The organism is Halalkalibacter flavus (genome assembly GCF_036663575.1).
GTDB classification, from domain to species: domain Bacteria; phylum Bacillota; class Bacilli; order Bacillales; family Bacillaceae_D; genus Halalkalibacter; species Halalkalibacter flavus.
On the sequence record NZ_JAWRVK010000024.1, the window covers coordinates 14,925 to 39,396 of the forward strand.

Annotated in this window: 30 protein-coding genes; 1 reads left to right on the top strand and 29 read right to left on the bottom strand. The window is 40.8% G+C overall.

Annotated elements, in window-relative coordinates; genetic code table 11:
• Positions 1-64: 64 nt before the first annotated feature.
• The 22 genes from secY to rpsJ all read right to left on the bottom strand — a co-directional run bounded on the left by secY (position 65) and on the right by rpsJ (position 10,598).
• A complete protein-coding gene (gene secY / locus SAY88_RS15660; protein WP_332632882.1) occupies positions 65-1,357 on the bottom strand; it encodes a preprotein translocase subunit SecY in 1,293 nt (430 codons plus the stop codon).
• A complete protein-coding gene (gene rplO, locus SAY88_RS15665) occupies positions 1,357-1,797 on the bottom strand; it encodes a 50S ribosomal protein L15 (RefSeq protein WP_332632884.1) in 441 nt (146 codons plus the stop codon). The genes secY and rplO overlap by 1 nt, the downstream gene beginning before the upstream one ends.
• A gap of 32 nt (positions 1,798-1,829) precedes the next feature.
• The gene (gene rpmD, locus SAY88_RS15670; protein WP_034631470.1) at positions 1,830-2,018 is read right to left on the bottom strand and encodes a 50S ribosomal protein L30; all 189 of its coding nucleotides are present in this window, start codon (positions 2,016-2,018) and stop codon (positions 1,830-1,832) included.
• Positions 2,019-2,031: 13 nt separating this feature from the next.
• Positions 2,032-2,532 carry a 30S ribosomal protein S5 gene (gene rpsE / locus SAY88_RS15675; protein ID WP_034631472.1) on the bottom strand — a complete coding sequence of 167 codons (501 nt, stop codon included), beginning with the start codon at positions 2,530-2,532 and terminating at the stop codon, positions 2,032-2,034.
• Positions 2,533-2,553: 21 nt separating this feature from the next.
• A complete protein-coding gene (gene rplR, locus SAY88_RS15680) occupies positions 2,554-2,913 on the bottom strand; it encodes a 50S ribosomal protein L18 (RefSeq protein WP_332632886.1) in 360 nt (119 codons plus the stop codon).
• Between the two features lie 30 nt (positions 2,914-2,943).
• A complete protein-coding gene (gene rplF / locus SAY88_RS15685; protein WP_332632888.1) occupies positions 2,944-3,480 on the bottom strand; it encodes a 50S ribosomal protein L6 in 537 nt (178 codons plus the stop codon).
• Between the two features lie 33 nt (positions 3,481-3,513).
• Positions 3,514-3,912, bottom strand: a complete 399-nt coding sequence (gene rpsH, locus SAY88_RS15690; protein ID WP_250097951.1) for a 30S ribosomal protein S8 — start codon at positions 3,910-3,912, stop codon at positions 3,514-3,516.
• A gap of 28 nt (positions 3,913-3,940) precedes the next feature.
• On the bottom strand, positions 3,941-4,126 hold the full coding sequence (locus SAY88_RS15695) for a type Z 30S ribosomal protein S14 (RefSeq protein WP_012957149.1): 186 nt from the start codon (positions 4,124-4,126) through the stop codon (positions 3,941-3,943).
• 30 nt (positions 4,127-4,156) lie between these two features.
• Positions 4,157-4,696 (bottom strand): 50S ribosomal protein L5, encoded by a 540-nt coding sequence (gene rplE, locus SAY88_RS15700; RefSeq protein ID WP_250097952.1) that lies wholly within the window; start codon positions 4,694-4,696, stop codon positions 4,157-4,159.
• A 27-nt stretch (positions 4,697-4,723) separates the two neighbouring features.
• On the bottom strand, positions 4,724-5,035 hold the full coding sequence (gene rplX / locus SAY88_RS15705; RefSeq protein ID WP_250097988.1) for a 50S ribosomal protein L24: 312 nt from the start codon (positions 5,033-5,035) through the stop codon (positions 4,724-4,726).
• Between the two features lie 48 nt (positions 5,036-5,083).
• Entirely contained in the window at positions 5,084-5,452 is a 369-nt protein-coding gene (gene rplN, locus SAY88_RS15710) for a 50S ribosomal protein L14 (protein ID WP_035664749.1), read from the bottom strand.
• A 33-nt stretch (positions 5,453-5,485) separates the two neighbouring features.
• Positions 5,486-5,746, bottom strand: a complete 261-nt coding sequence (gene rpsQ, locus SAY88_RS15715; RefSeq protein ID WP_332632897.1) for a 30S ribosomal protein S17 — start codon at positions 5,744-5,746, stop codon at positions 5,486-5,488.
• A 17-nt stretch (positions 5,747-5,763) separates the two neighbouring features.
• Positions 5,764-5,967: a 50S ribosomal protein L29 gene (gene rpmC / locus SAY88_RS15720; protein ID WP_003322618.1), complete on the bottom strand. Its 204-nt coding sequence runs from the start codon at positions 5,965-5,967 to the stop codon at positions 5,764-5,766.
• On the bottom strand, positions 5,957-6,391 hold the full coding sequence (rplP, locus tag SAY88_RS15725; protein WP_034631485.1) for a 50S ribosomal protein L16: 435 nt from the start codon (positions 6,389-6,391) through the stop codon (positions 5,957-5,959). The genes rpmC and rplP overlap by 11 nt, the downstream gene beginning before the upstream one ends.
• 2 nt (positions 6,392-6,393) lie before the next feature.
• A complete protein-coding gene (rpsC, locus tag SAY88_RS15730) occupies positions 6,394-7,053 on the bottom strand; it encodes a 30S ribosomal protein S3 (RefSeq protein ID WP_034631487.1) in 660 nt (219 codons plus the stop codon).
• Positions 7,054-7,056: 3 nt separating this feature from the next.
• Complete coding sequence (gene rplV, locus SAY88_RS15735; protein ID WP_250097955.1) at positions 7,057-7,398, bottom strand: 50S ribosomal protein L22; 342 nt, start codon at positions 7,396-7,398, stop codon at positions 7,057-7,059.
• A 28-nt stretch (positions 7,399-7,426) separates the two neighbouring features.
• Entirely contained in the window at positions 7,427-7,711 is a 285-nt protein-coding gene (gene rpsS, locus SAY88_RS15740) for a 30S ribosomal protein S19 (RefSeq protein WP_034631491.1), read from the bottom strand.
• A gap of 58 nt (positions 7,712-7,769) precedes the next feature.
• On the bottom strand, positions 7,770-8,600 hold the full coding sequence (gene rplB / locus SAY88_RS15745) for a 50S ribosomal protein L2 (RefSeq protein WP_034631493.1): 831 nt from the start codon (positions 8,598-8,600) through the stop codon (positions 7,770-7,772).
• Positions 8,601-8,627: 27 nt separating this feature from the next.
• Positions 8,628-8,918 carry a 50S ribosomal protein L23 gene (rplW, locus tag SAY88_RS15750; RefSeq protein WP_034631495.1) on the bottom strand — a complete coding sequence of 97 codons (291 nt, stop codon included), beginning with the start codon at positions 8,916-8,918 and terminating at the stop codon, positions 8,628-8,630.
• Entirely contained in the window at positions 8,918-9,541 is a 624-nt protein-coding gene (gene rplD, locus SAY88_RS15755) for a 50S ribosomal protein L4 (protein WP_332632904.1), read from the bottom strand. The genes rplW and rplD overlap by 1 nt, the downstream gene beginning before the upstream one ends.
• A 25-nt stretch (positions 9,542-9,566) precedes the next feature.
• Positions 9,567-10,196 carry a 50S ribosomal protein L3 gene (rplC, locus tag SAY88_RS15760; RefSeq protein WP_332632906.1) on the bottom strand — a complete coding sequence of 210 codons (630 nt, stop codon included), beginning with the start codon at positions 10,194-10,196 and terminating at the stop codon, positions 9,567-9,569.
• A 93-nt stretch (positions 10,197-10,289) separates the two neighbouring features.
• Positions 10,290-10,598 (bottom strand): 30S ribosomal protein S10, encoded by a 309-nt coding sequence (rpsJ, locus tag SAY88_RS15765; RefSeq protein WP_017729599.1) that lies wholly within the window; start codon positions 10,596-10,598, stop codon positions 10,290-10,292.
• A gap of 311 nt (positions 10,599-10,909) precedes the next feature.
• Between rpsJ and SAY88_RS15770 the strand changes: the two genes are divergently transcribed.
• On the top strand, positions 10,910-12,112 hold the full coding sequence (locus SAY88_RS15770) for an MFS transporter (protein WP_332632909.1): 1,203 nt from the start codon (positions 10,910-10,912) through the stop codon (positions 12,110-12,112).
• Positions 12,113-12,178: 66 nt separating this feature from the next.
• On the opposite strand, the gene tuf is transcribed toward SAY88_RS15770, so the two are convergent.
• From tuf to rpoB, 7 genes are all read right to left on the bottom strand, one after another.
• Entirely contained in the window at positions 12,179-13,369 is a 1,191-nt protein-coding gene (tuf, locus tag SAY88_RS15775; RefSeq protein ID WP_250097960.1) for an elongation factor Tu, read from the bottom strand.
• 137 nt (positions 13,370-13,506) lie between these two features.
• The gene (gene fusA, locus SAY88_RS15780; protein ID WP_332632911.1) at positions 13,507-15,585 is read right to left on the bottom strand and encodes an elongation factor G; all 2,079 of its coding nucleotides are present in this window, start codon (positions 15,583-15,585) and stop codon (positions 13,507-13,509) included.
• 51 nt (positions 15,586-15,636) lie between these two features.
• Positions 15,637-16,107 carry a 30S ribosomal protein S7 gene (rpsG, locus tag SAY88_RS15785; RefSeq protein ID WP_066159544.1) on the bottom strand — a complete coding sequence of 157 codons (471 nt, stop codon included), beginning with the start codon at positions 16,105-16,107 and terminating at the stop codon, positions 15,637-15,639.
• A gap of 30 nt (positions 16,108-16,137) precedes the next feature.
• Positions 16,138-16,557, bottom strand: coding sequence for a 30S ribosomal protein S12 (gene rpsL, locus SAY88_RS15790; RefSeq protein ID WP_034631505.1), 420 nt, complete (start codon positions 16,555-16,557; stop codon positions 16,138-16,140).
• Positions 16,558-16,666: 109 nt separating this feature from the next.
• Positions 16,667-16,915 (bottom strand): 50S ribosomal protein L7ae-like protein, encoded by a 249-nt coding sequence (locus SAY88_RS15795; RefSeq protein WP_250097962.1) that lies wholly within the window; start codon positions 16,913-16,915, stop codon positions 16,667-16,669.
• 87 nt (positions 16,916-17,002) lie between these two features.
• Positions 17,003-20,626: a DNA-directed RNA polymerase subunit beta' gene (rpoC, locus tag SAY88_RS15800; protein WP_332632917.1), complete on the bottom strand. Its 3,624-nt coding sequence runs from the start codon at positions 20,624-20,626 to the stop codon at positions 17,003-17,005.
• A 122-nt stretch (positions 20,627-20,748) separates the two neighbouring features.
• Positions 20,749-24,291, bottom strand: coding sequence for a DNA-directed RNA polymerase subunit beta (rpoB, locus tag SAY88_RS15805; RefSeq protein WP_250097964.1), 3,543 nt, complete (start codon positions 24,289-24,291; stop codon positions 20,749-20,751).
• Positions 24,292-24,472 lie beyond the last annotated feature (181 nt).

A 24,472-nucleotide genomic window follows, 5' to 3' on the forward strand; every position in this document is an offset into this window, starting at 1 on the left:
TCCATCGCTCCGATTTAACAACAGAAGGCGAACGGGAAGAAAACTTACTTCCCAGATCCCCTTATTACTTAATAAACCCTTTATATGAACGTTTAATTAGCTGACTTTCAATTTGCTTCATCGTGTCTAATGCTACACCAACAACGATTAATAATCCAGTACCACCAATCTGTACAGCAGGTGGTAAATCCATCAATCTAGTGAAGAATACAGGAATAATGGAAACAATAGCAAGAAAGAGTGCACCAACAAACGTTAATCGATATAAAATACGTGTTAAGTAAGTCTGTGTTGTCTTACCGGGACGAATGCCTGGGATATACCCACCTTGCTTTTTGAGGTTGTCAGCCATTTTTTCCGGATTAACTTGGATAAACGTATAGAAATACGTAAATCCAATGATAAGAAGTGCATAAACGACCATACCAATTGGTTGAGTATAATCAAAAACTCTTGTTACCCATGCAGCAATCTGATTATCAGTTCCAAAGAAGCCAGCAACGGTTGGTGGAAAGATAAACAAAGAAAGTGCAAAGATAACCGGAATAACACCTGCAGCATTTACTTTTAACGGTAAATGTGTAGACTGGCCGCCTACAGGACTACGCCCTACTAGACGCTTAGCGTATTGCACTGGTACTTTCCTTAATGCTTGTTGAACGAAGATAACAACCACGACGATTGCTAATACAGCAAGTGCAATAAGAAGGACGGTAACAACACTTAGGAAAAGTTGCTCTCCAGCACCTTCAATTTGAGTAGCGTAGATTTGGTTAATTCCATTAGGAATCCCAGCAGCAATACCTGCAAAGATTATAATTGAAATTCCGTTACCTACACCCTTAGCTGTAATCTGTTCGCCTAACCACATTAAGAAAGCAGTACCTGCTGTTAACACTAAAGCAATAAAAAGATAAGTTGGAACACTAGGATTAGGAATTAAACCTGGAAATAAGGAGTTAAAACCAATAGACATTCCTAATGCTTGAATAAAACCTAACACGATTGTTCCATAACGGGTAAACTGAGCTAATTTACGTCGACCAGCTTCCCCTTCTTTCGCCCATTCAGCAAATTTAGGTACGACATCCATTTGTAATAACTGCACAACAATCGATGCAGTGATATATGGCATAATACCCATTGCGAAAATCGAAAAGTTCCCTAAAGCTCCACCACCAAACGTATTCAAAAACCCAAATGCATTCGCTTGATCGTGAAAATTCAGTACATCCTTGTTCGCTCCTGGAACAGGAATAAAACTTCCGATACGAAAGACAATGAGCATAAGGAGGGTGAAAATCACCTTTTGGCGTAAATCACCCACGCGCATAATGTTGGAGATAGTCCGGAACATTAAATCACCTCAGTTTTACCGCCAGCAGCTTCGATCGCTTCTACTGCAGACGCTGAGAACTTATGTGCTTTAACAGTTAAGTTTTTCTCAAGATTTCCATTACCTAGAACCTTGATACCAACCTTTACGTTTTTCACTGTACCCGATTCAATAAGAAGTTCAGGTGTTACCTCAGTACCCGCATCAAAGCGATTAAGTGTATCAAGGTTAACTACTGTGTACTCCTTACGAGTTGGGTTTGTGAACCCACGTTTCGGTAGACGACGGTATAAAGGGTTTTGACCACCCTCAAAACCAGGACGTACTCCACCGCCCGAACGAGCGTTTTGTCCTTTATGTCCTTTTCCTGCTGTCTTACCGTTTCCAGAACCGATTCCGCGACCTACACGGTTACGAACTTTACGTGATCCTTCTGCAGGTTTCAACTCATGAAGTTTCATGTCGACACCTCCTCGTATTTAAATATTATCAATTAAGCTTCGATTTCTTTTACAGTTAAAAGGTGAGATACCTTGTTTACCATACCGCGAATCGCAGCGTTATCTTGTTGAACTACTGTTTGGTGCATCTTACGTAAACCAAGAGTATTCACAGTAACGCGTTGGTCTTCCGGGCGCCCGATAAGACTACGAGTGAGGGTAATTTCTAATTTCTTAGCCATTTACTTTCCCTCCTTATCCTAACAGTTCTTCCACGGATTTGCCGCGAAGTTTAGCAACCTCTTCAGCACGTTTTAAACCTTTAAGACCTTCCATAGTTGCACGAACCATGTTGATCGGGTTATTTGAACCAAGAGATTTTGAAAGAATATCACCGATACCAGCTAACTCTAGCACCGCACGTACTGGTCCACCAGCGATAATTCCTGTACCTTCAGAAGCATTTTTAAGTAGGACACGTCCTGCACCAAAATGTCCAACAATCTCATGAGGGATTGTCGTGCCTACAACAGGTACTTCAATAAGATTTTTCTTTGCATCTTCTACAGCCTTACGGATCGCTTCCGGAACTTCTTGAGCTTTACCCATACCGAATCCAACGTGGCCATTTTTATCGCCAACTACAACTAATGCAGCAAAGCGGAAACGACGTCCACCTTTAACTACTTTAGCTACACGATTGACAGCTACTACTTTTTCTTCAAGTTCCAACGTATTAGGGTCAATACGACGCATTCGTTTTCCCTCCTTTTTTTCTTAGAATTGCAAGCCAGCTTCGCGAGCTGCTTCTGCAAGTGTTGCAACACGTCCGTGATATAAATAACCACCACGGTCAAATACAACTACTTTATGTCCATTTTCAATCGCGCGTTTCGCAACGAGTTCACCTACAAGCTTTGCCGCATCAGTTTTCGTCGCATCTGCAGCTACCTCTGAATCAAGAGTAGATGCAGAAGCAAGTGTAACACCATTTACGTCATCAATAAGCTGAGCGTAAATATGTTTAGATGAACGGAAAACATTTAGACGAGGACGTTCAGGTGTTCCTGTAATCGCACGACGAACATGTGCATGTCGCTTCTTACGAGCTACGTTTTTATTACGCTTCGTAATCATTGAACGTCATTCCTTTCCGTGAGTTAGTGATTATTTACCAGTCTTACCTTCTTTACGACGAATATATTCGCCTTCGTAACGAATACCTTTTCCTTTATAAGGCTCAGGTAGACGTACAGAACGGATGTTAGATGCAAGTGCACCTACACGCTCTTTGTCAATTCCTTTTACAGTTACCTTCGTGTTAGAAGGAACTTCAACCTCGATACCCTCTTCAGGTACGATCTCAACTGGGTGAGAGTAACCAACGTTAAGAACTAGTTTCTGACCTGACTTAGTAGCACGGTAACCGACACCGACAAGTTCAAGTGAACGTTCGAAACCTTTTGTTACACCTTCAACCATGTTGTTGATCAAGCTACGAGTTGTACCGTGAAGTGCACGGTGCTCCTTATTATCAGAAGGACGCTCAACTGTTACTTGATTTTCTTCGATATTGATTTTCATATCTTCGTGAAGATTACGCTTAAGTTCGCCTTTAGGACCTTTTACAGTCAATAACGTACCATCAAGCGTGATAGTAACTCCACTAGGGACTTCTACTGGCTTTTTACCAATACGAGACATTCTTTTGCACCTCCGTTCAATTCAAGGATTGTCTTACCAAACGTAAGCTAAAACTTCGCCACCAATTTGTTGTTGACGCGCATCCTTGTCTGTCATTACGCCTTTAGATGTTGAAACTAATGCGATACCAAGACCACCTAGTACACGTGGAAGTTCGCCAGCTTTCGCATAAACGCGAAGTCCTGGTTTACTAATACGCTTAAGTCCAGTAATTACACGCTCATTTGTAGCACCATATTTTAAGAAGATGCGGATTACACCTTGCTTGTTATCTTCGATATATTCAAAATCACGAATGAAACCTTCACGCTTAAGGATTTCAGCGATTTCTTTCTTCACCTTAGAAGCAGGTAGTTCAAGCTTCTCGTGATGAACCGTGTTAGCATTACGAATGCGAGTAAGCATATCTGCAATTGGATCTGTCATGACCATATTATTTACCTCCTTCCCGTTCTTGGGATTACCAACTAGCTTTTTTCACACCAGGAATTTGCCCTTTGTGAGCAAGTTCTCTGAAGCAAATTCTGCAAAGTTTAAACTTACGTAATACTGAATGAGGACGACCGCAACGTTCACAGCGTGTATATTCTTGTACTTTATACTTCTGTGTGCGTTTTTGCTTTGCAATCATTGATTTCTTCGCCAACGTTTTCCCTCCTCTTCGAAACGACTTCGATTATTTTTGAAATGGCATTCCCATTTGTGTTAAAAGTTCACGAGCTTCTTCATCCGTGTTAGCTGTTGTTACAATAACAACATCCATACCACGAACTTTATCCACTTTATCGTAATCAATTTCAGGGAAGATCAATTGCTCTTTCACACCTAAAGTGTAGTTTCCACGACCGTCGAATGCTTTTTTAGAAACACCGCGGAAGTCACGTACACGTGGCAGTGATACAGAGATTAATTTATCAAGGAAATCATACATACGCTCTCCACGAAGTGTTACTTTCGCGCCGATAGGCATACCTTCACGTAGTTTGAATCCCGCAATTGATTTTTTCGCCTTAGTAACTAAAGGTTTTTGACCTGTAATTTCAGATAATTCTTCAACTGCTTTGTCAAGTGCCTTAGCATTTGATACTGCGTCACCAACACCCATGTTAACAACGATTTTCTCAAGCTTTGGAACACCCATAACAGATGAATAGTTAAACTTCTCTACTAGAGAAGGAACAATTTCACTTGTATACTTTTCTTTTAATCGACTCATACGATTGACCTCCTTTCACACACTGACTTACTTATCTAAAGATTCGCCAGACTTCTTAGCAATACGTACCTTTTTACCGTTCTCTACCTTATGACCTACACGTGTAGGTTCACCAGACTTAGGGTCGATAGGCATAACGTTAGAAGAATGAATTGGTGCTTCTTGGTTCAAGATTCCACCTTGTGGGTTATCTTGAGAAGGTTTAGCATGCTTCTTCACGATGTTTACACCTTCAACAAGTACACGGTTCTTCTTTGGGAACGCCTCAAGGATTACACCTTGTTTCCCTTTGTCTTTTCCAGAGATGACCTTAACAGTATCACCTTTTTTGACATGCATATTTGCCATGTTCGCACCTCCTTGACAGGGCCTTTCAATAATCTTCTATTAAAGAACTTCCGGAGCAAGAGACACAATCTTCATGAATTGGTTATCACGAAGTTCACGTGCAACAGGTCCAAAAATACGAGTACCACGTGGGCTCTTATCATCACGAATAATTACAGCAGCATTTTCATCAAACTTGATGTATGAACCGTCATTACGACGAGCACCGCTCTTAGTACGTACGATTACAGCTCGAACAACGTCACCTTTCTTGACAACGCCGCCTGGTGTTGCTTGTTTTACCGAACAAACAATAACATCACCAATATTAGCTGTCTTACGACCAGAACCACCTAGTACTTTAATACAAAGTACCTCACGAGCACCAGAGTTATCTGCAACTTTTAAACGGGATTCTTGTTGAATCATACAAACTTACCTCCCTTCGAAACCAGTATTCTATTAGATAATAACCGCTTCTTCTACGATCTGTACTAAGCGGAAACGTTTGTCTTTAGAAAGCGGACGAGTTTCCATAATTTCTACGATATCGCCAGTTTTTGCGCTATTGTTCTCATCATGAGCTTTAAACTTCTTTGAGTACTTTACACGCTTTCCGTATAGACGATCTTTTTTGTAAGTTTCAACAAGTACTGTGATTGTTTTGTCCATTTTGTCAGAAACAACACGTCCTCTGTAAACTTTACGTTGGTTGCGTTCCATTTAAGCAAACCTCCTTTTTAGCCGTTGTTAATTCCAAGCTCACGTTCACGCAAAACTGTTTTTGCACGAGCGATTGCTTTACGAACTTCACGAATACGGGCTGGATTATCTAATTGTCCAGTCGCTAGTTGAAAGCGAAGGTTGAACAACTCTTCTTTAAGTGATTTCGTTTTTTGCTCTATTTCAGCAGTGGTTAAGTTACGAATATCATTAGCTTTCATTTGCGTCACCACCCACTTCTTCGCGTTTTACAAACTTACATTTAACCGGTAATTTATGAGAAGCAAGACGTAATGCTTCACGAGCAACTTCTTCTGAAACACCAGAGATTTCAAACATAATCTTTCCAGGCTTGACAACTGCTACCCAACCTTCAGGAGCACCTTTACCAGAACCCATTCGAACTTCTAACGGCTTAGCAGTGTATGGCTTAGATGGGAAAATCTTAATCCAAACCTTACCACCACGCTTCATATAACGAGTCATTGCAATACGAGCAGATTCGATTTGACGGTTTGTAATCCAAGAAGCTTCTAGAGATTGTAAACCATACTCACCAAAATGCACTTCAGTACCGCCTTTCGCACGACCGCGCATGTTTCCACGGTGTTCGCGACGATATTTAACACGTTTAGGCATTAACATAATTAGTTGCCTCCTTCCTCTTTTTTCGTTCCTTTCGTTGGAAGGACTTCACCACGATAAATCCAGATTTTGATACCTAGTTTACCGTACGTTGTATCAGCTTCAGCTGTACCATAATCGATATCAGCGCGAAGTGTGTGAAGTGGAACAGTTCCCTCACTGTAATGTTCTGCACGAGCGATATCAGCACCACCAAGACGACCAGATACTTGAGTTTTAATACCCTTAGCACCAGAACGCATTGTACGTTGGATTGCTTGTTTCATCGCACGACGGAACGAAATACGATTTTCTAATTGACGAGCAATATTTTCTGCAACAAGTTTCGCATCTAAATCAGCTTGCTTGATTTCAAGGATGTTGATGTGAACTCTCTTGCCAGTTAATGAATTAAGTGCTTTACGTAACGCTTCAACTTCTGAACCGCCTTTTCCGATCACCATTCCTGGCTTAGCAGTAGAAATTGTGATGTTAACACGGTTAGCAGCACGTTCGATTTCCACTTTAGATACAGATGCATCTTTTAAACGTTTTTCTACATATTCACGAATTTTAATGTCTTCGTGTAATAAATCAGCGTAATCTTTATCAGCGTACCATTTTGACTCCCAGTCTTTAATAACGCCAACTCGAAGTCCAGTAGGATTAACTTTTTGACCCACGTCTTATCCCTCCTTCTTTTCAGTTACAACTAATGTAATATGACTAGTACGTTTGTTAATTCGGCTTGCACGACCCATCGCACGTGGACGGAAACGTTTCAACGTAACACCCTCATCAACATACGCTTCACTAATTACAAGGTTGTTTGGCTCCATTTCATAGTTATGTTCAGCATTCGCAATTGCAGAGTTTAAAAGCTTTTCTACAACAGGAGAAGCAGCTTTCGGTGTGTGACGTAGGATTGCTACAGCTTCACCAACTTGCTTTCCACGAATCAAGTCTATAACTAAACGAACTTTACGAGGAGCAATACGAACTTGTTTTGCTACCGCTTTAGCTTGCATAGGATTGACCTCCTCTCTTACTTACCTATTAACGTCTTGTTTTCTTATCATCAGCTGCATGACCTTTATACGTACGAGTTGGTGCGAATTCACCTAGTTTGTGACCTACCATGTCCTCAGAAACGTAAACAGGCACGTGTTTACGGCCATCATATACTGCGATAGTGTGACCAATAAACTCAGGGAAAATTGTTGAGCGACGAGACCAAGTTTTGATAACTCGTTTGTCCTTATCAGTTCCTTCGTTCATTGCTTCAACCTTTTTCATCAAATGATCATCGACAAAAGGTCCCTTTTTTAAACTACGACCCATGAGAAAACCTCCCTTCGTGATTACCCACGGTTCTAGTTAGAACCGTAGTGCAATCCCGTTATTTTTTACGACGACGTACAATATACTTATCAGACGCTTTGTTCTTCTTACGAGTCTTGTATCCAAGAGTAGGTTTACCCCAAGGAGACATTGGAGACTTACGTCCGATTGGTGCGCGACCTTCACCACCACCGTGTGGGTGATCGTTAGGGTTCATAACAGATCCACGAACAGTTGGACGTTTACCTAACCAACGTGAACGACCTGCTTTACCAATATTAACAAGCTCATGCTCTAGGTTACCAACTTGACCGATTGTAGCTCTGCAAGTAGCTAAGATATAGCGAGTCTCACCAGAGTTTAAACGAACAAGAACATAATCGCCTTCTTTACCTAATAGTTGTGCTTCAGTTCCAGCAGAACGAACTAATTGTCCACCTTTACCTGGCTTAAGCTCGATGTTGTGGATAACAGTACCTACAGGAATATTTTTAAGTGGTAATGCATTACCTACTTTGATATCCGCTTCAGCTCCTGATTCAATCATCATATCAACTTTAAGTCCTTTTGGCGCTAAGATGTAACGTTTTTCACCATCAACGTAGTTGATTAGTGCGATGTTTGCAGAGCGGTTTGGATCGTATTCGATCGTAGCAACGCGTCCTGGAATTCCATCTTTGTTACGTTTGAAGTCAATAACACGGTATTGACGTTTATGACCGCCACCTTGGTGACGAACAGTTAATTTACCTTGGTTGTTACGTCCGCCTTTTTTGTGTAAAGGTGCTAGTAACGATTTTTCCGGTTTATCCGTTGTGATTTCAGCAAAGTCTAATACAGACATACCACGACGACCGGCACTGGTTGGTTTATACTTTTTAATCGCCATTTTCAGTTCCCTCCTTCGCTAGTGTTTTTATACACCTTCAAAGAACTCAAGTTCTTTGCTCTCAGGTGTTAATGTAACGATGGCTTTTTTACGACGAGCAGTGTAACCCGTGTAACGACCAAAACGTTTTGATTTTCCTTTGTAGTTCATTGTGTTTACTTTATCAACTTTCACTTCAAAGATTTCTTCGATCGCATCTTTGATTTGAGTTTTATTAGCACGAACATCAACTTCGAACGTATATCTCTTTTCACTCATTAGATCTGTTGAACGTTCAGTAATCACAGGGCGCTTAATGATATCACGAGCGTTTGACATTACGCAAGCACCTCCTCTACCTTTTCAACGGCGTCTTTCGTAATAACAAGCTTATCATGCTTAAGCACATCAAGCACACTTACACCATCAGCTGTAACAAATGTTACACCAGGTAAGTTACGTGCAGATAGAGCAACAGCTTCATTGTAGTCAGCAGTTACTACTAATGCTTTACGGTCAGCAGATAGGCTAGAAAGTACTGCAGCCATTTCCTTTGTCTTTGGCGCATCAAATGCTAAGTTCTCAAGTACTACGATTTCCTCAGCTTGCACTTTACTAGAAAGAGCAGATTTGATAGCTAATCGACGAACTTTTTTAGGTAATTTGTAGCTGTAGCTTCTTGGTGTTGGACCAAATACTACACCACCACCTACCCATTGTGGTGAACGGATCGACCCTTGACGCGCACGACCAGTTCCCTTTTGACGCCATGGTTTACGACCACCACCACGTACTTCAGAACGTCCTTTTGTTTTGTGTGTTCCTTGACGAAGAGATGCTTGTTGCATAACTACAGCGTCATGAAGCACACTTTTGTTTGGTTCAATACCAAATACAGAATCATTTAGTTCGATATCTCCAACTTGTGAACCTGCTTGGTTAAATAATGCTACTTTCGGCATGATGTGTCCTCCTTTCTTTCAATCTTTATTTTACTTTAACCGCACTTTGGATAGACACGTAGCTCTTCTTAGCTCCAGGTACGTTACCTTTCACTAAAAGAAGATTTCGTTCTGCATCCACTTTTACGATTTCAAGATTTTGAACTGTAATCGTTTCTCCACCCATACGTCCAGGAAGTAATTTTCCTTTGAATACACGGTTTGGAGCAACTGGTCCCATTGAACCTGGGCGACGGTGATAACGAGAACCATGAGACATCGGTCCACGAGATTGGTTATGACGCTTGATAGCACCTTGGAAACCTTTCCCTTTAGATGTTCCTGTTACGTCTACTACATCACCTTCAGCAAATGTATCTACCTTAACTTCTTGACCTACTTCATACTCGTCAAGATTTACGTTACGGATTTCCTTGATGAAGCGCTTAGGAGCCGTGTTAGCTTTCGCAGCATGGCCTTCAGCTGGCTTGTTTGTGTTTGCTTTCTTTTGATCAGCAAATCCAACTTGGATTGCTTCGTAACCATCAGAGTCAGCAGTTTTCTTTTGAAGAACCACGTTTGGTTCAGCTTCAATAACTGTTACCGGGATCACTTCACCATTCTCAGCAAATACTTGAGTCATACCAATTTTTCTACCTAAGATTCCTTTGGACATCCGTTACACCTCCTAATAAAAATCATATTTTTATGCCATTTTTCATATCATAATAATGAGTTAATTACTCATTAGTTAAATTAAATGTTAGTACTAAAGCTTAATTTCGATATCGACACCAGATGGTAAATCCAAACGCATTAAAGCATCCACAGTTTGTGGTGTTGGATTCACAATGTCGATTAGACGCTTGTGAGTACGCATTTCGAACTGTTCACGAGAATCTTTGTACTTGTGAACCGCACGAAGGATTGTGTATACAGACTTCTCAGTTGGTAGCGGAATCGGACCCGATACACTTGCACCTGAACGTTTTGCTGTTTCTACAATCTTTTCTGCAGATTGATCAAGGACTCTATGATCATATGCTTTCAAACGAATGCGAATCTTTTGCTTTGCCATTATAGCCCCTCCTTTTTCGTCCATTTTATAAACAGACATACTCCGCGGAAATTTCCTACACCCTGCCATGGCAATGGGGCCGGGTGTGTCAGCAACCTTCCACATCATCGCTGCCAATGACCAACATTCCACATTATACACAAAAATAAAAATCAGTGCAAGTGGAAAACCTACGCTGATCACACTTTTACTATTATATAGCCCTTTTTATTAAAAATCAACTTCTTTATGCAATGTATTGCTAAGTTTCCTATAGCAAATGTTGTAAACTATAACTATGTAGTATATTTGCAATAGTTATAGGAGGTTTTATGGAACGTTCTGTTCGATTACTATGGTTATTATCACTAGCGCAATTTTTAGTTATGCAAGTTTGGTTTAACTATTCTTCTATTATTCCCATAATTGAACTTGAGTGGGGGTTATCACCGAGTCAGTCTGGATTTATTTTAGCTTCCTTTCATATTGGCTATGTCTTAGCTATTATCTTTTATAGCTTTTTAATAACTGCTTACAATCCTAAATATTCATTTGTAGTTGGTGCCTTTCTCGCAGGAGTCTCTGGTGTTGTATTTGCCCTGTTTGCAAACGGCTTTTGGTCTGCACTGATACTTAGAACGTTATCTGGCATAGGTGTTGCCGGCATTTATGTTCCAGGCATGAAGATTGTAGCTGAATTATTCCCAACTAAAAAACGCGGACGAGCACTCGGCATTTATGTTGGCTCTTTAGTTGTTGGCTCTGGTAGTTCGCTTCTTATATCGGGTTTATTCATTAATTGGATAGGCTGGCAAGGTGTTATTCTTTTAACATCACTTTTAAGTATTTTTGCTGCGATACTTATTCTTTCTATTCGAATACCATCATCTATTAGAATAGAAGGACATACTTTGACACTAACTAAATTAAGAAGTGTGTTTAAGAGGAAGAACCTACTTATTAATGGAGGGTACACCGGACACTGCTGGGAACTATATGCAATGTGGTCGTGGATCGGCCCCTTTTTCGTCTTTTATTTCAATAATCAAGGGTATGAAGGTGAAACCGCACTACAGTTAGGCAATACAACCGGTGCGTTAATTATTATTGTTGGTGGGATTGCTACATACTTAGGTGGAAGGATTTCAGATACGTTTGGACGAGGTCAAACGGCAACTGCGTTTCTTCTTATTAGTATAACGTGCTCACTAGTTATTGGTTGGCTAACGTTTGTTCCTATAGTTATTATGTTAGTAGTTGCTTTCATATATGGATTTACGATTGTTGCTGATTCCCCTATTTATAATACAGCGATTAGTGAAGTGACAGATCCTGAATTATTAGGAATCGCATTAGGTATACAATCTGTATTAGGATTTAGTGCAACAATCTTTGCACCTTTAATCTTTGGGGTAATCTTAGATTACTATTCATGGGGAATAGCCTTTACTGCGATTGGTTTAGTTACATTACTAGCTCCAATTTGTATGATTTTTCTGTTTAAAGAGCGTATTAATAAAGTGAAAACCTCCTAATTGAAATAAGGCTAATTTAAGCATAAAAAAACACCTTGGAAATCCAAGGTGTTTTTAAACATGTAATTACTTTTGAATTGATGCAACAACACCGGCACCAACAGTACGTCCACCCTCACGGATAGAGAACTTGGTACCTTCTTCGATAGCGATTGGAGCGATAAGCTCAACAGTCATCTCGATATTGTCACCAGGCATTACCATCTCAACGCCTTCTGGAAGTTGAACGATTCCAGTTACGTCAGTTGTACGGAAGTAGAACTGAGGACGGTAGTTAGTGAAGAATGGAGTGTGACGTCCACCCTCTTCTTTAGAAAGAACGTAAACTTCAGCTTTGAAGTTTGTGTGTGGAGTGATTGTACCTGGCTTAGCAAGTACTTGACCACGTTGTACTTCATCACGAGCAACCCCACGAAGAAGTGCACCAATGTTATCTCCAGCTTCAGCATAGTCAAGAAGCTTACGGAACATTTCTACTCCAGTACAAGTAGTTGATTTTGGCTCTTCAGTGATACCGATGATGTCGATAGTGTCACCAACGTTAAGTTGTCCACGCTCAACACGACCAGTAGCAACTGTACCACGACCAGTGATTGAGAATACATCCTCAACTGGCATCATGAAAGGCTTCTCTTTGTCACGCTCAGGAGTTGGGATGTAGTCATCAACTGCAGCCATAAGCTCGATGATTTTTTCTTCCCACTCAGCATCTCCTTCAAGAGCTTTAAGAGCAGAACCTTGGATAACTGGTACGTCATCACCAGGGAAATCGTACTCAGAAAGTAGGTCGCGAACTTCCATTTCTACTAATTCAAGTAGCTCTTCGTCATCTACCATGTCACATTTGTTTAAGAATACAACTAGGTAAGGTACACCTACTTGACGAGATAATAGGATGTGCTCACGAGTTTGTGGCATTGGACCATCAGCAGCAGATACTACTAGGATTCCTCCGTCCATTTGAGCAGCACCAGTGATCATGTTTTTAACATAGTCAGCGTGTCCTGGGCAGTCAACGTGTGCATAGTGACGGTTGTCAGTTTCGTACTCAACGTGTGCAGTTGAGATTGTGATTCCACGCTCACGCTCTTCTGGAGCACCATCAATAGCGTCATACGCCATTGCGTTACCTTTACCAGATCTTTTAGCTAATACTGTTGTGATTGCAGCAGTAAGTGTAGTTTTACCGTGGTCAACGTGTCCAATAGTACCGATATTGGCATGCGTTTTGGAACGGTCGAATTTTTCTTTAGCCATGATTCATTTCCTCCCTTAATTGAACATAAGTATAATGTAAATAATTTTTATGGATAAGAAAGGTGAAATATCGTTACGAAATTCACACCTTTCTTAGCTTACAACAAAAAGACATTAGAAACAATTATAAACAAAAATTATTGTCCAGTTTGTTTCTTGATGATCTCTTCAGCAACACTCTTAGGTACTTCCTCATAATGATCAAAGAACATTGAGTAAGTTCCGCGACCTTGCGTACGAGAACGAAGTGAAGTCGCATAACCAAACATTTCAGCAAGTGGAACAAATGCTTTAACGATTTGAGCGTTACCGCGAGCTTCCATACCTTCTACGCGTCCACGACGAGCTGTAACGTCACCCATTACATCTCCCATGTACTCTTCAGGTACAACAATTTCAACTTTCATTAATGGCTCAAGTAAAACTGGGCTACATTTTGATTTTGCATTTTTCAGTGCCATTGAAGCAGCGATCTTAAACGCCATTTCACTTGAATCGACATCATGGTAAGAACCATCATAAAGCTTAGCTTTAATATCAATTACTGGGTAACCAGCGATCATACCGTTAACAAGAGCTTCTTCAATGCCTTGTTCTACAGAACCGATGTACTCACGTGGTACTGAACCACCGACAATTGCATTTTCAAATTCAAAACCTGCGCCCTCTTCATTTGGAGAGAACTCAACCCATACGTGACCAAATTGTCCACGACCACCAGATTGACGAACGAACTTACCTTCAACCTGAGCAGTTTGACGGATTGTCTCACGATATGATACTTGAGGCGCACCAACGTTAGCTTCCACTTTAAACTCACGCTTCATACGGTCAACAATGATATCAAGGTGAAGCTCACCCATACCAGAAATAATTGTTTGTCCCGTTTCTTCGTTTGTTTCAGTACGGAATGTTGGGTCCTCTTCAGCAAGCTTCGCTAAAGCCATACCCATTTTATCTTGGTCAGCCTTAGACTTAGGCTCAACTGATAATGAGATAACTGGCTCTGGGAAATCCATAGATTCTAGAATAACAAGATTCTTTTCATCACATAGAGTATCACCAGTTGTTGTATCTTTCAAACCTACTGCAGCAGCGATATCCCCAGCATAAACTGTTGAGATCTCTTCACGAGAGTTCGCATGCATTTGTAGAATACGTCCAACACGCTCACGCTTGTCTTTCGTAGAGTTCTTAACATAAGAACCTGAATTTAATGTACCAGAGTACACACGGAAGAATGTAAGTTTACCAACATAAGGGTCAGTCATAACTTTAAATGCTAAAGCAGAGAACGGACCTTCATCGCTAGATTCACGAGTTACTTCTTCCTCAGTTTCAGGAACGATACCTTTAATCGCTGGTACATCTAAAGGTGATGGTAAGTAATCAAGAACAGCATCAAGCATAAGTTGAACACCTTTGTTCTTAAATGCAGAACCACAAATTACTGGGTAGAACTCAACGTTACAAGTACCTTTACGGATTGCAGCTTTAAGCTCTTCCTTCGTTAATTCTTCACCTTCTAAATACTTCATCATTAACTCTTCATCAAGCTCAGCTACAGCTTCAACAAGTTGTTCGTGTAGTTCTTGAGCTTTATCTTTGTACTCAGCAGGAATTTCTTTCGCTTCTGTACGAGTACCAAGATCATCTTCGTAGAAGTAAGCAACCATGTCAATTAAGTCAATGATTCCTTCAAACTCGTCTTCCGCACCAATTGGTAATTGGATTGCATGTGCATTTGCTTGTAGACGATCACGAAGCGTTCCTAAAGAGTAAAGGAAATCTGCACCTGTCTTGTCCATTTTGTTAACAAATACGACACGTGGTACACCATAAGTAGTAGCTTGGCGCCAAACTGTTTCTGTTTGAGGCTCAACACCAGATTGAGCATCAAGTACTGCTACAGCTCCGTCCAATACACGTAAAGAACGTTCTACTTCTACAGTGAAGTCTACGTGTCCAGGTGTGTCGATGATGTTAATGCGGTGATCTTTCCATGATGCTGTTGTTGCAGCAGAAGTGATTGTGATACCACGCTCTTGCTCCTGTGCCATCCAGTCCATTTGAGATGCACCTTCATGAGTTTCACCAATTTTATGGATACGTCCTGTGTAGAAAAGAACACGTTCTGTTGTTGTTGTTTTACCGGCATCGATGTGAGCCATGATGCCGATATTACGTGTATCTTTTAAGGAGAACTCTCTTGCCATAGGGTATTTCTCCTTCCTATAAAAAACATTTTATTTAGATTAATATAAATCCTACCAGCGATAGTGAGCGAATGCTTTGTTCGCTTCAGCCATCTTGTGAGTATCTTCACGCTTCTTAACAGAAGCACCTGTGTTGTTCGCAGCATCAAGAATTTCATTAGCTAGACGCTCTTCCATTGTCTTCTCACCACGAAGACGTGAATAGTTTACTAACCAACGAAGACCTAATGTTGTACGACGCTCAGGCTTAACTTCGATTGGCACTTGATAGTTAGCACCACCGACACGACGTGCTTTAACCTCAAGTACTGGCATAATGTTCTTTAATGCTTGATCGAAAACTTCCATAGGGTCATTTCCGCTACGTTCTTTAACGATTTCAAATGCATTATAAAGAATTGTTTGAGCTTTTCCACGCTTTCCATCCTCCATAATACGGTTGATTAAACGTGTAACAAGCTTTGACTTGTAAATTGGATCTGGTAATACATCGCGACGAGCGACTGGTCCTTTACGAGGCATAATTTACCCTCCCTTCCATACTAGTTAATATTACTTTTTATCTTTTGGACGTTTAGTTCCATATTTTGAACGACCTTGCATACGGTTTTGAACTCCAGCCGTATCAAGCGCTCCACGTACGATGTGATAACGAACCCCTGGTAAATCCTTTACACGTCCACCACGGATAAGAACAACACTGTGCTCTTGAAGGTTGTGACCAATCCCTGGGATGTAAGCTGTTACCTCGATTTGGTTAGTTAAACGTACACGTGCATATTTACGAAGTGCTGAGTTCGGTTTCTTTGGAGTCATTGTACCAACACGAGTACAAACACCACGTTTTTGTGGAGATGAAAGGTTAGTTTGAGACTTCTTGAAACTGTTGAACCCTTTGTTAAGAGCTGGTGAATCAGACTTCTTAACTTTCGCAACACGACCTTTACGAATTAATTGATTAATTGTAGGCATTTTGTTTCCTCCTCTCTTCAAAATATTTAAGACCACTGGTCCTGGTGGTTCATCTTTAGGCAAAAGGAAAGTTTTTGCCAAGCGGATGTCACCGAATGGCAAAAACATATTATTTCCTTAAAGCAACAGTGGCAGCACCGACATCAATTCCACATGCTTTTCCAAGCTTCTTCATTGAGTCGACATATAAAAGTGGTATCTCTTTGGTCTTAGCTAATGCTTCTACTTTGTATATCACACGGTATTCCGCATCTTTTGCAATTAAAACCTCGGAAACTATACCATCATCAAGCGCCTTAAGCGTTTGTTTGGTACCTATAATCAGTTCTTTTGCCTGTAAAACTTTATCATAAGACATCTTTCATCCTCCAAAGTAACAGGTTTCTCTCAGGCACACTTTGATATATTACCACTCTCGCATAACACTGTCAACTTTTTTTGAAAATTACTCGTGAGTGAGTGCACCCTCAGCGATTTTCTCTTCTGAAGTCTCAGTTTCTACTTGATCGTATTCAGAAGTAATATTTAAATGACGGTATCTTGGCATACCTGTTCCAGCTGGTACAAGCTTACCAATGATAACATTCTCTTTTAAGCCAAGTAGTTCATCGCGCTTACCTTTAATTGCAGCATCTGTTAACACACGAGTTGTTTCTTGGAATGATGCAGCAGATAAGAATGAATCTGTCTCAAGAGAAGCCTTTGTAATACCTAATAAGATTGGCTTACCTGTTGCCGGACGCTTTTGATCAAGGAGGATCTTCTTGTTTTCATCGTTAAACTGTTGAATTTCTATAAGCGATCCTGGTAATACATTTGTTTCACCAGCATCAACGACACGTACTTTACGAAGCATCTGGCGAACCATTACTTCTACGTGCTTATCACCAATTTCAACCCCTTGCATACGGTAAACCTTTTGTACTTCACGTAAGAGATACTCTTGTACACCGTTCATGCCTTTTACTTTTAAGAGTTCTTTTGGATCAATTGAACCTTCCGTAAGTGGTTGACCTGCTACAACAAAATCACCAACAGAAACTTTCATACGAGCTCCATAAGGAATCGCATAATTCTTAGTTTCCATTTCACTCTTCACTGTAACTTCACGCTTATCTCCTTCTTTGAAGTCAATCACTTCCCCTTCAATTTCAGAAATAACCGCTTGACCTTTTGGATTACGCGCTTCAAATAACTCTTGAATACGTGGTAAACCTTGAGTGATATCGTCACCTGCTACCCCACCTGTGTGGAATGTACGCATTGTAAGCTGAGTTCCTGGCTCACCGATAGATTGTGCAGCGATAATACCTACCGCTTCCCCAACCTCTACATCGCTACCAGTTGCTAAGTTACGTCCGTAACACTTCTTACACACACCGTGTCTAGTATCACAAGTGAATACAGAACGAATCGTTACTTCTTCTACACCTGCATCAACAATTGTTTTTGCAATGTCTTCATGTATTAATTCGTTCTTCTTAATCAACACTTCCCCAGTTTCAGGGTGCTTAAGTGTTTTAAATGCCACACGACCAACAAGACGGTCATACAAATTCTCAATTACTTCATTGCCTTCTTTAATTGCTTGAACAGCTAAACCTCGGTCTGTTCCACAATCATCTGAACGAACAATAACATCTTGAGCAACGTCAACAAGTCGACGAGTTAAGTAACCTGAGTCAGCTGTCTTAAGGGCTGTATCGGCAAGACCTTTACGCGCACCGTGTGTCGAGATAAAGTACTCGAGTACTGTAAGACCCTCACGGAAACTTGACTTAATCGGTAACTCAATAATACGACCAGACGGGTTCGCCATTAGACCACGCATACCAGCAAGCTGAGTAAAGTTAGATGCGTTACCACGGGCACCAGAGTCACTCATCATGAAGATTGGGTTCGAGCGGTCAAGTGTACCCATTAGTTTATTTTGAATAACATCCTTCGCCTCACTCCAAACTGAGATAACACGATCATAACGCTCTTCCTCCGTAATTAACCCACGACGGAATTGCTTTAAAATCTTCTCTACTTTTTGTTCAGCTTCTGCAAGGATTCCTTTCTTCTCTGCTAGTACGACAATGTCAGCAACCCCAACCGTAATACCAGCTCTTGTAGAATATTTAAATCCTAATTCTTTCATTCGGTCTAACATTTTTGATGTTTCTGCAATCGCAAATTTCTTAAAGACTTCAGCGATAACGTTTCCTAAGAAACCTTTCTTAAACGGCAAAACAAGTTCATTGTTTTCAAAATGTTTGCTCACGTCTGTTGTACTTGGAACAATATACTTCTCAGGTGTTTCTTGTTCTAAGTTATACATTGTCGGCTCATTAATATATGGGAACGACTCAGGTAAAATTTCATTGAAGATTAATTTACCAACTGTCGTTAATAACAACTTATCATTTTGATCTTCACGGAACGTTGGTTTGTTTAATGAAGAAACAGGAATAGCAATACGAGAATGCAAATGAACATATCCGTTTTGATATGCGATTAGCGCTTCGTTTGTATCCTTAAAGATCTTCCCTTGACCTTTTGCGTTATCGCGTTCCATCGTTAAATAATAGTTACCAAGAACCATATCCTGTGATGGAGTAACAACAGGTTTTCCATCTTTTGGATTCAAAATGTTTTGAGCAGCAAGCATTAAAATACGTGCTTCAGCCTGCGCTTCGGCAGATAAAGGTACGTGTACCGCCATTTGGTCACCATCAAAGTCAGCATTATAAGCTGTACATACAAGCGGATGAAGCTTGATCGCACGACCTTCAACTAGTGTTGGTTCGAACGCTTGAATACCTAGACGGTGAAGAGTTGGTGCACGGTTTAGAAGTACAGGGTGTTCACGGATTACTTCTTCTAACACATCCCAAACCTCTGGTTGTACTTTCTCTACCTTACGTTTTGCACTCTTAATGTTATGAGCAAGGCCTTTTGATACAAGCTCCTTCATAACAAAAGGTTTAAATAACTCAAGCGCCATCTCTTTTGGAAGACCACATTGATACATTTTTAAATTAGGTCCTACAACGATAACCGAACGACCTGAGTAATCAACACGTTTACCGAGTAGATTTTGACGGAAACGTCCTTGCTTCCCTTTTAACATATGAGAAAGAGATTTAAGTGGACGATTTCCTGGTCCTGTAACCGGACGACCACGACGACCATTATCGATTAGTGCATCAACAGCTTCTTGAAGCATACGCTTTTCATTTTGAACAATGATATTCGGTGCCCCTAAATCAAGAAGACGCTTTAAGCGGTTGTTACGATTAATCACACGACGATATAGATCATTTAAATCAGAAGTCGCAAAACGACCACCATCTAATTGAACCATTGGACGTAATTCAGGAGGAATAACCGGAAGAACATCAAGGATCATCCAAGATGGTTCGTTACCAGAGTGACGGAAAGCTTCTAACACTTCAAGACGTTTTACCGCACGTGTACGGCGCTGTCCTTGTGCTGTAACAAGCTCTTCCTTTAATAATCCAACTTCTTTTTCTAAGTCGATATCGGAAAGCAACTTACGAATCGCTTCAGCACCCATTTGTGCATTAAACGAACGACCGTATTTATCACGGTATGTACGATATTCTTTTTCAGAAAGTAGTTGTTTTTTCTCAAGGGGTGTATCACCTGGGTCTGTCACTACATAAGAAGCAAAGTAAATAACTTCTTCAAGTGAACGAGGTGACATATCTAAAACAAGGCCCATACGGCTTGGGATCCCTTTAAAGTACCAAATGTGAGATACAGGAGCAGCTAATTCAATGTGTCCCATACGTTCACGACGTACTTTCGCACGTGTTACTTCTACACCACAGCGGTCACAAACGACACCTTTATAACGGACACGTTTGTATTTTCCACAGTGACATTCCCAGTCCTTAGTTGGTCCAAAAATACGCTCACAGAAAAGGCCATCCTTTTCCGGTTTTAACGTACGATAGTTGATTGTTTCAGGCTTCTTAACTTCCCCTCTTGACCAAGAGCGGACTTTATTTGGTGAAGCAAGACCAATTTTCATATATTCGAAGTTGTTTACATCTATCAAGGGGCTAACCTCCCTTTTCGTTTCCATGTCTATTCGAGCACATATTCATGCCTGATACAAAAGTAATCGTGTCATTAGAGAAAGCTTTAGGGAACTAGCTAATACTAGCTCCCGAGCTTAAATTACACATTCGATTCGCTTGACTCAAAATTCAAATTGAGTTTTTCACTCGTTTGATCGTCCTCATCATCAAGCTCTCTCATCTCAATTTCCTCTTCGTTGCTTGAAAGCATTTTAACATCCATACCTAACGATTGAAGCTCTTTAATAAGTACCTTGAATGACTCAGGTACACCTGGCTCTGGGACATTTTCCCCTTTAACAATCGCTTCGTACGTCTTCACACGTCCAACAACATCATCGGATTTAACAGTTAAAATTTCTTGTAATGTATAAGCCGCTCCATAAGCTTCAAGTGCCCATACTTCCATCTCTCCAAAACGCTGTCCACCAAATTGTGCTTTACCACCCAGTGGTTGCTGTGTTACTAAAGAGTATGGTCCAGTAGAACGTGCATGTAGCTTATCGTCAACCATGTGAGCGAGTTTGATCATGTACATGATCCCAACTGATACACGGTTATCAAACGGTTCACCTGTACGACCATCATACAAAATAGTTTTTCCATCGCGTGCCATACCCGCTTCTTCAATCGTACCCCAAACATCTTCCTCGTTCGCACCATCAAATACCGGAGATGCAACATGAATACCTAGTTTACGCGCAGCCATACCTAAGTGTAGCTCTAGCACCTGACCGATATTCATACGAGATGGAACCCCTAATGGATTTAACATGATATCAATCGGCGTACCATCTGGTAGATAAGGCATATCCTCTTCCGGAAGAATACGAGAGATAACCCCTTTATTTCCGTGACGACCGGCCATCTTATCTCCTTCGTGAATTTTACGTTTCTGAACGATATAAACACGAACAAGCTGATTCACACCAGGAGGGAGCTCATCTCCATCTTCACGGTTGAAGATTTTTACATCAAGAACAATTCCGTCTCCACCATGCGGTGCACGTAGAGATGTATCACGGACTTCACGAGCTTTCTCACCGAAGATAGCATGTAATAAGCGTTCTTCAGCAGTTAATTCTGTTACCCCTTTAGGTGTAACTTTACCAACTAGAATATCTCCGTCTTTTACTTCTGCACCAACACGAATAATTCCACGCTCATCTAAATTCTTAAGAGCATCTTCCCCAACATTCGGGATATCACGTGTGATTTCTTCAGGTCCAAGCTTCGTATCACGAGCTTCTGATTCATATTCTTCAATGTGTACAGATGTATAAACATCGTCTTTTACGAGTCGCTCACTTAAGATGATTGCATCCTCATAGTTATACCCATCCCATGTCATGAATCCGACCATAACATTACGTCCTAGAGCCATTTCTCCTAGCTCCATAGACGGCCCATCAGCTAAAATTTCACGTTTTTCAACAACGTTTCCTTCCGCTACGATTGGACGTTGATTATAACTCGTTCCTTGGTTAGAACGGATAAATTTTTGAAGTTTATACTTATCTAAGTCACCCTTAACTTCTTGACCGTCGACTTCTTCAAGTCTGCGAACCCAGATTTCCTTCGCTGTAACTCGCTCAACAATTCCTCTTGTTTTAGCAACAATGGCAGCACCTGAATCTCTTGCAGATACATGCTCCATACCAGTACCAACAATCGGCGATTCCGGAACTAGCAATGGAACTGCTTGACGTTGCATGTTCGCTCCCATAAGGGCGCGGTTTGAGTCATCGTTTTCTAAGAATGGAATACAAGATGTCGCAGCAGATACTACTTGCTTTGGTGATACATCCATGTAATCTAGACGTTCACGTGGTACAACTGTGTTTTCCCCACGGAAACGAGCAATGATATTATCATCAATAAATGAACCATCCTCAGCAAGGCGAGCGTTTGCTTGGGCAACAACATAATTGTCCTCTTCGTCCGCGGTTAAGTAATCAATTTGTGATGTTACTTTTCCTGTTTCAGGATCTACTCTACGGTATGGTGTTTCCATAAATCCAAATTCATTCACTTTTGCAAAAGATGAAAGTGAGTTAATTAACCCGATATTTGGCCCCTCAGGAGTTTCAATCGGACACATACGGCCATAGTGAGAATAGTGAACGTCACGTACTTCAAAGCCGGCACGCTCACGTGTCAAACCACCTGGCCCTAACGCCGATAGACGACGTTTGTGCGTTAATTCTGCTAAAGGATTCGTCTGATCCATGAACTGCGATAACTGCGAGCTACCAAAGAACTCTTTAATAGAGGCAATCACCGGACGAATATTAATTAGCGCCTGAGGTGTAATCATATTCGGATCTTGAATCGACATACGCTCACGAACAACACGTTCCATACGAGATAAACCAATACGGAATTGATTTTGAAGAAGTTCGCCAACAGAACGAAGACGACGGTTCCCTAGATGGTCAATGTCATCCGTGTCCCCTACACCATGTAATAGATTGAAGAAATAGTTAATAGATGCAATGATATCTGAAGGTGTAATGTGTTTCACATCGCGCTCTACCATTCCATTTCCGATAACACGGATTGTCTTTTCTCCATCTTGATCATCAGGAGCGTAAATTTTAATTGATTGTAGTGCAATATCGTCATCTTCAACAACGCCGCCAGATGCATGTACGTGACGGAACCCTACATTATTTTCAAGGTAAGGTAAAATACGGTCAAGTGTACGACGATCTAGTAGAGTTCCTTCTTCAGCAATTACTTCTCCTGTTTCAGGGTCTACTAACGTTTCTGCTAGACGTTGGTTAAACAAACGATTTTTAATATGAAGCTTCTTATTAATCTTATAACGTCCAACATTCGCTAAGTCATAACGTTTCGGATCAAAGAAACGTGAATCTAAAAGACTTTTCGCGTTTTCTACTGTTGGCGGCTCACCAGGACGTAGGCGCTCATAAATTTCTAGTAACGCTTTATCCGTTCCATCGGTGTTGTCTTTTTCTAACGAATTGCGAAGGTACTCATCTTCGCCAAGTAAATCAATGATCTCTTGATCAGATCCAAAACCTAATGCACGCAAAAGAACCGTCACTGGTATTTTTCTTGTGCGGTCGATACGAACGTAAACGATATCTTTGGCATCTGTTTCAAGTTCCAACCATGCACCACGGTTTGGGATAACAGTAGCTGTAAAACCTTTCTTACCGTTCTTATCCGTTTTTTGACTGTAGTATACACTTGGCGAACGAACAAGCTGAGATACAATGACGCGTTCTGCCCCATTGATAACAAACGTTCCTGTCTCAGTCATTAATGGGAAATCACCCATGAATACTTCTTGTTCCTTTACTTCTCCAGTTTCCTTATTAATTAAACGAACTTTCACACGTAATGGTGCTGCAAACGTCACATCACGCTCTTTCGATTCATCTACTGGATATTTTGGTTCTCCAAGACTATAGTCAATAAATTCTAGAACCAAGTTTCCTGTGAAGTCTTGAATAGGAGAAATATCTTGGAACATCTCTCTAAGGCCCTCATCAAGAAACCACTGATAGGATGCTGTTTGAATTTCAATTAAATTCGGCAGCTCCAATACTTCGTTAATCCTTGCATAGCTTCTCCGCTGGCGGTGGCGTCCATACTGAACTAGTTGACCTGTCAACTGATTCACCCCTCAAATCTCGCGTTATAGTATCTAAAAATGCAACCTAATCACTTAAAAGAGCAATGCCTAAAAGTAAAGCTAGATTAAACATTTTTATAGATTAAGCAGAACTCGCACACTAATTATGTACGGACGTTAAAAGAAAGTTCGATTTCTTTCTTATAACAGGAAATAGATA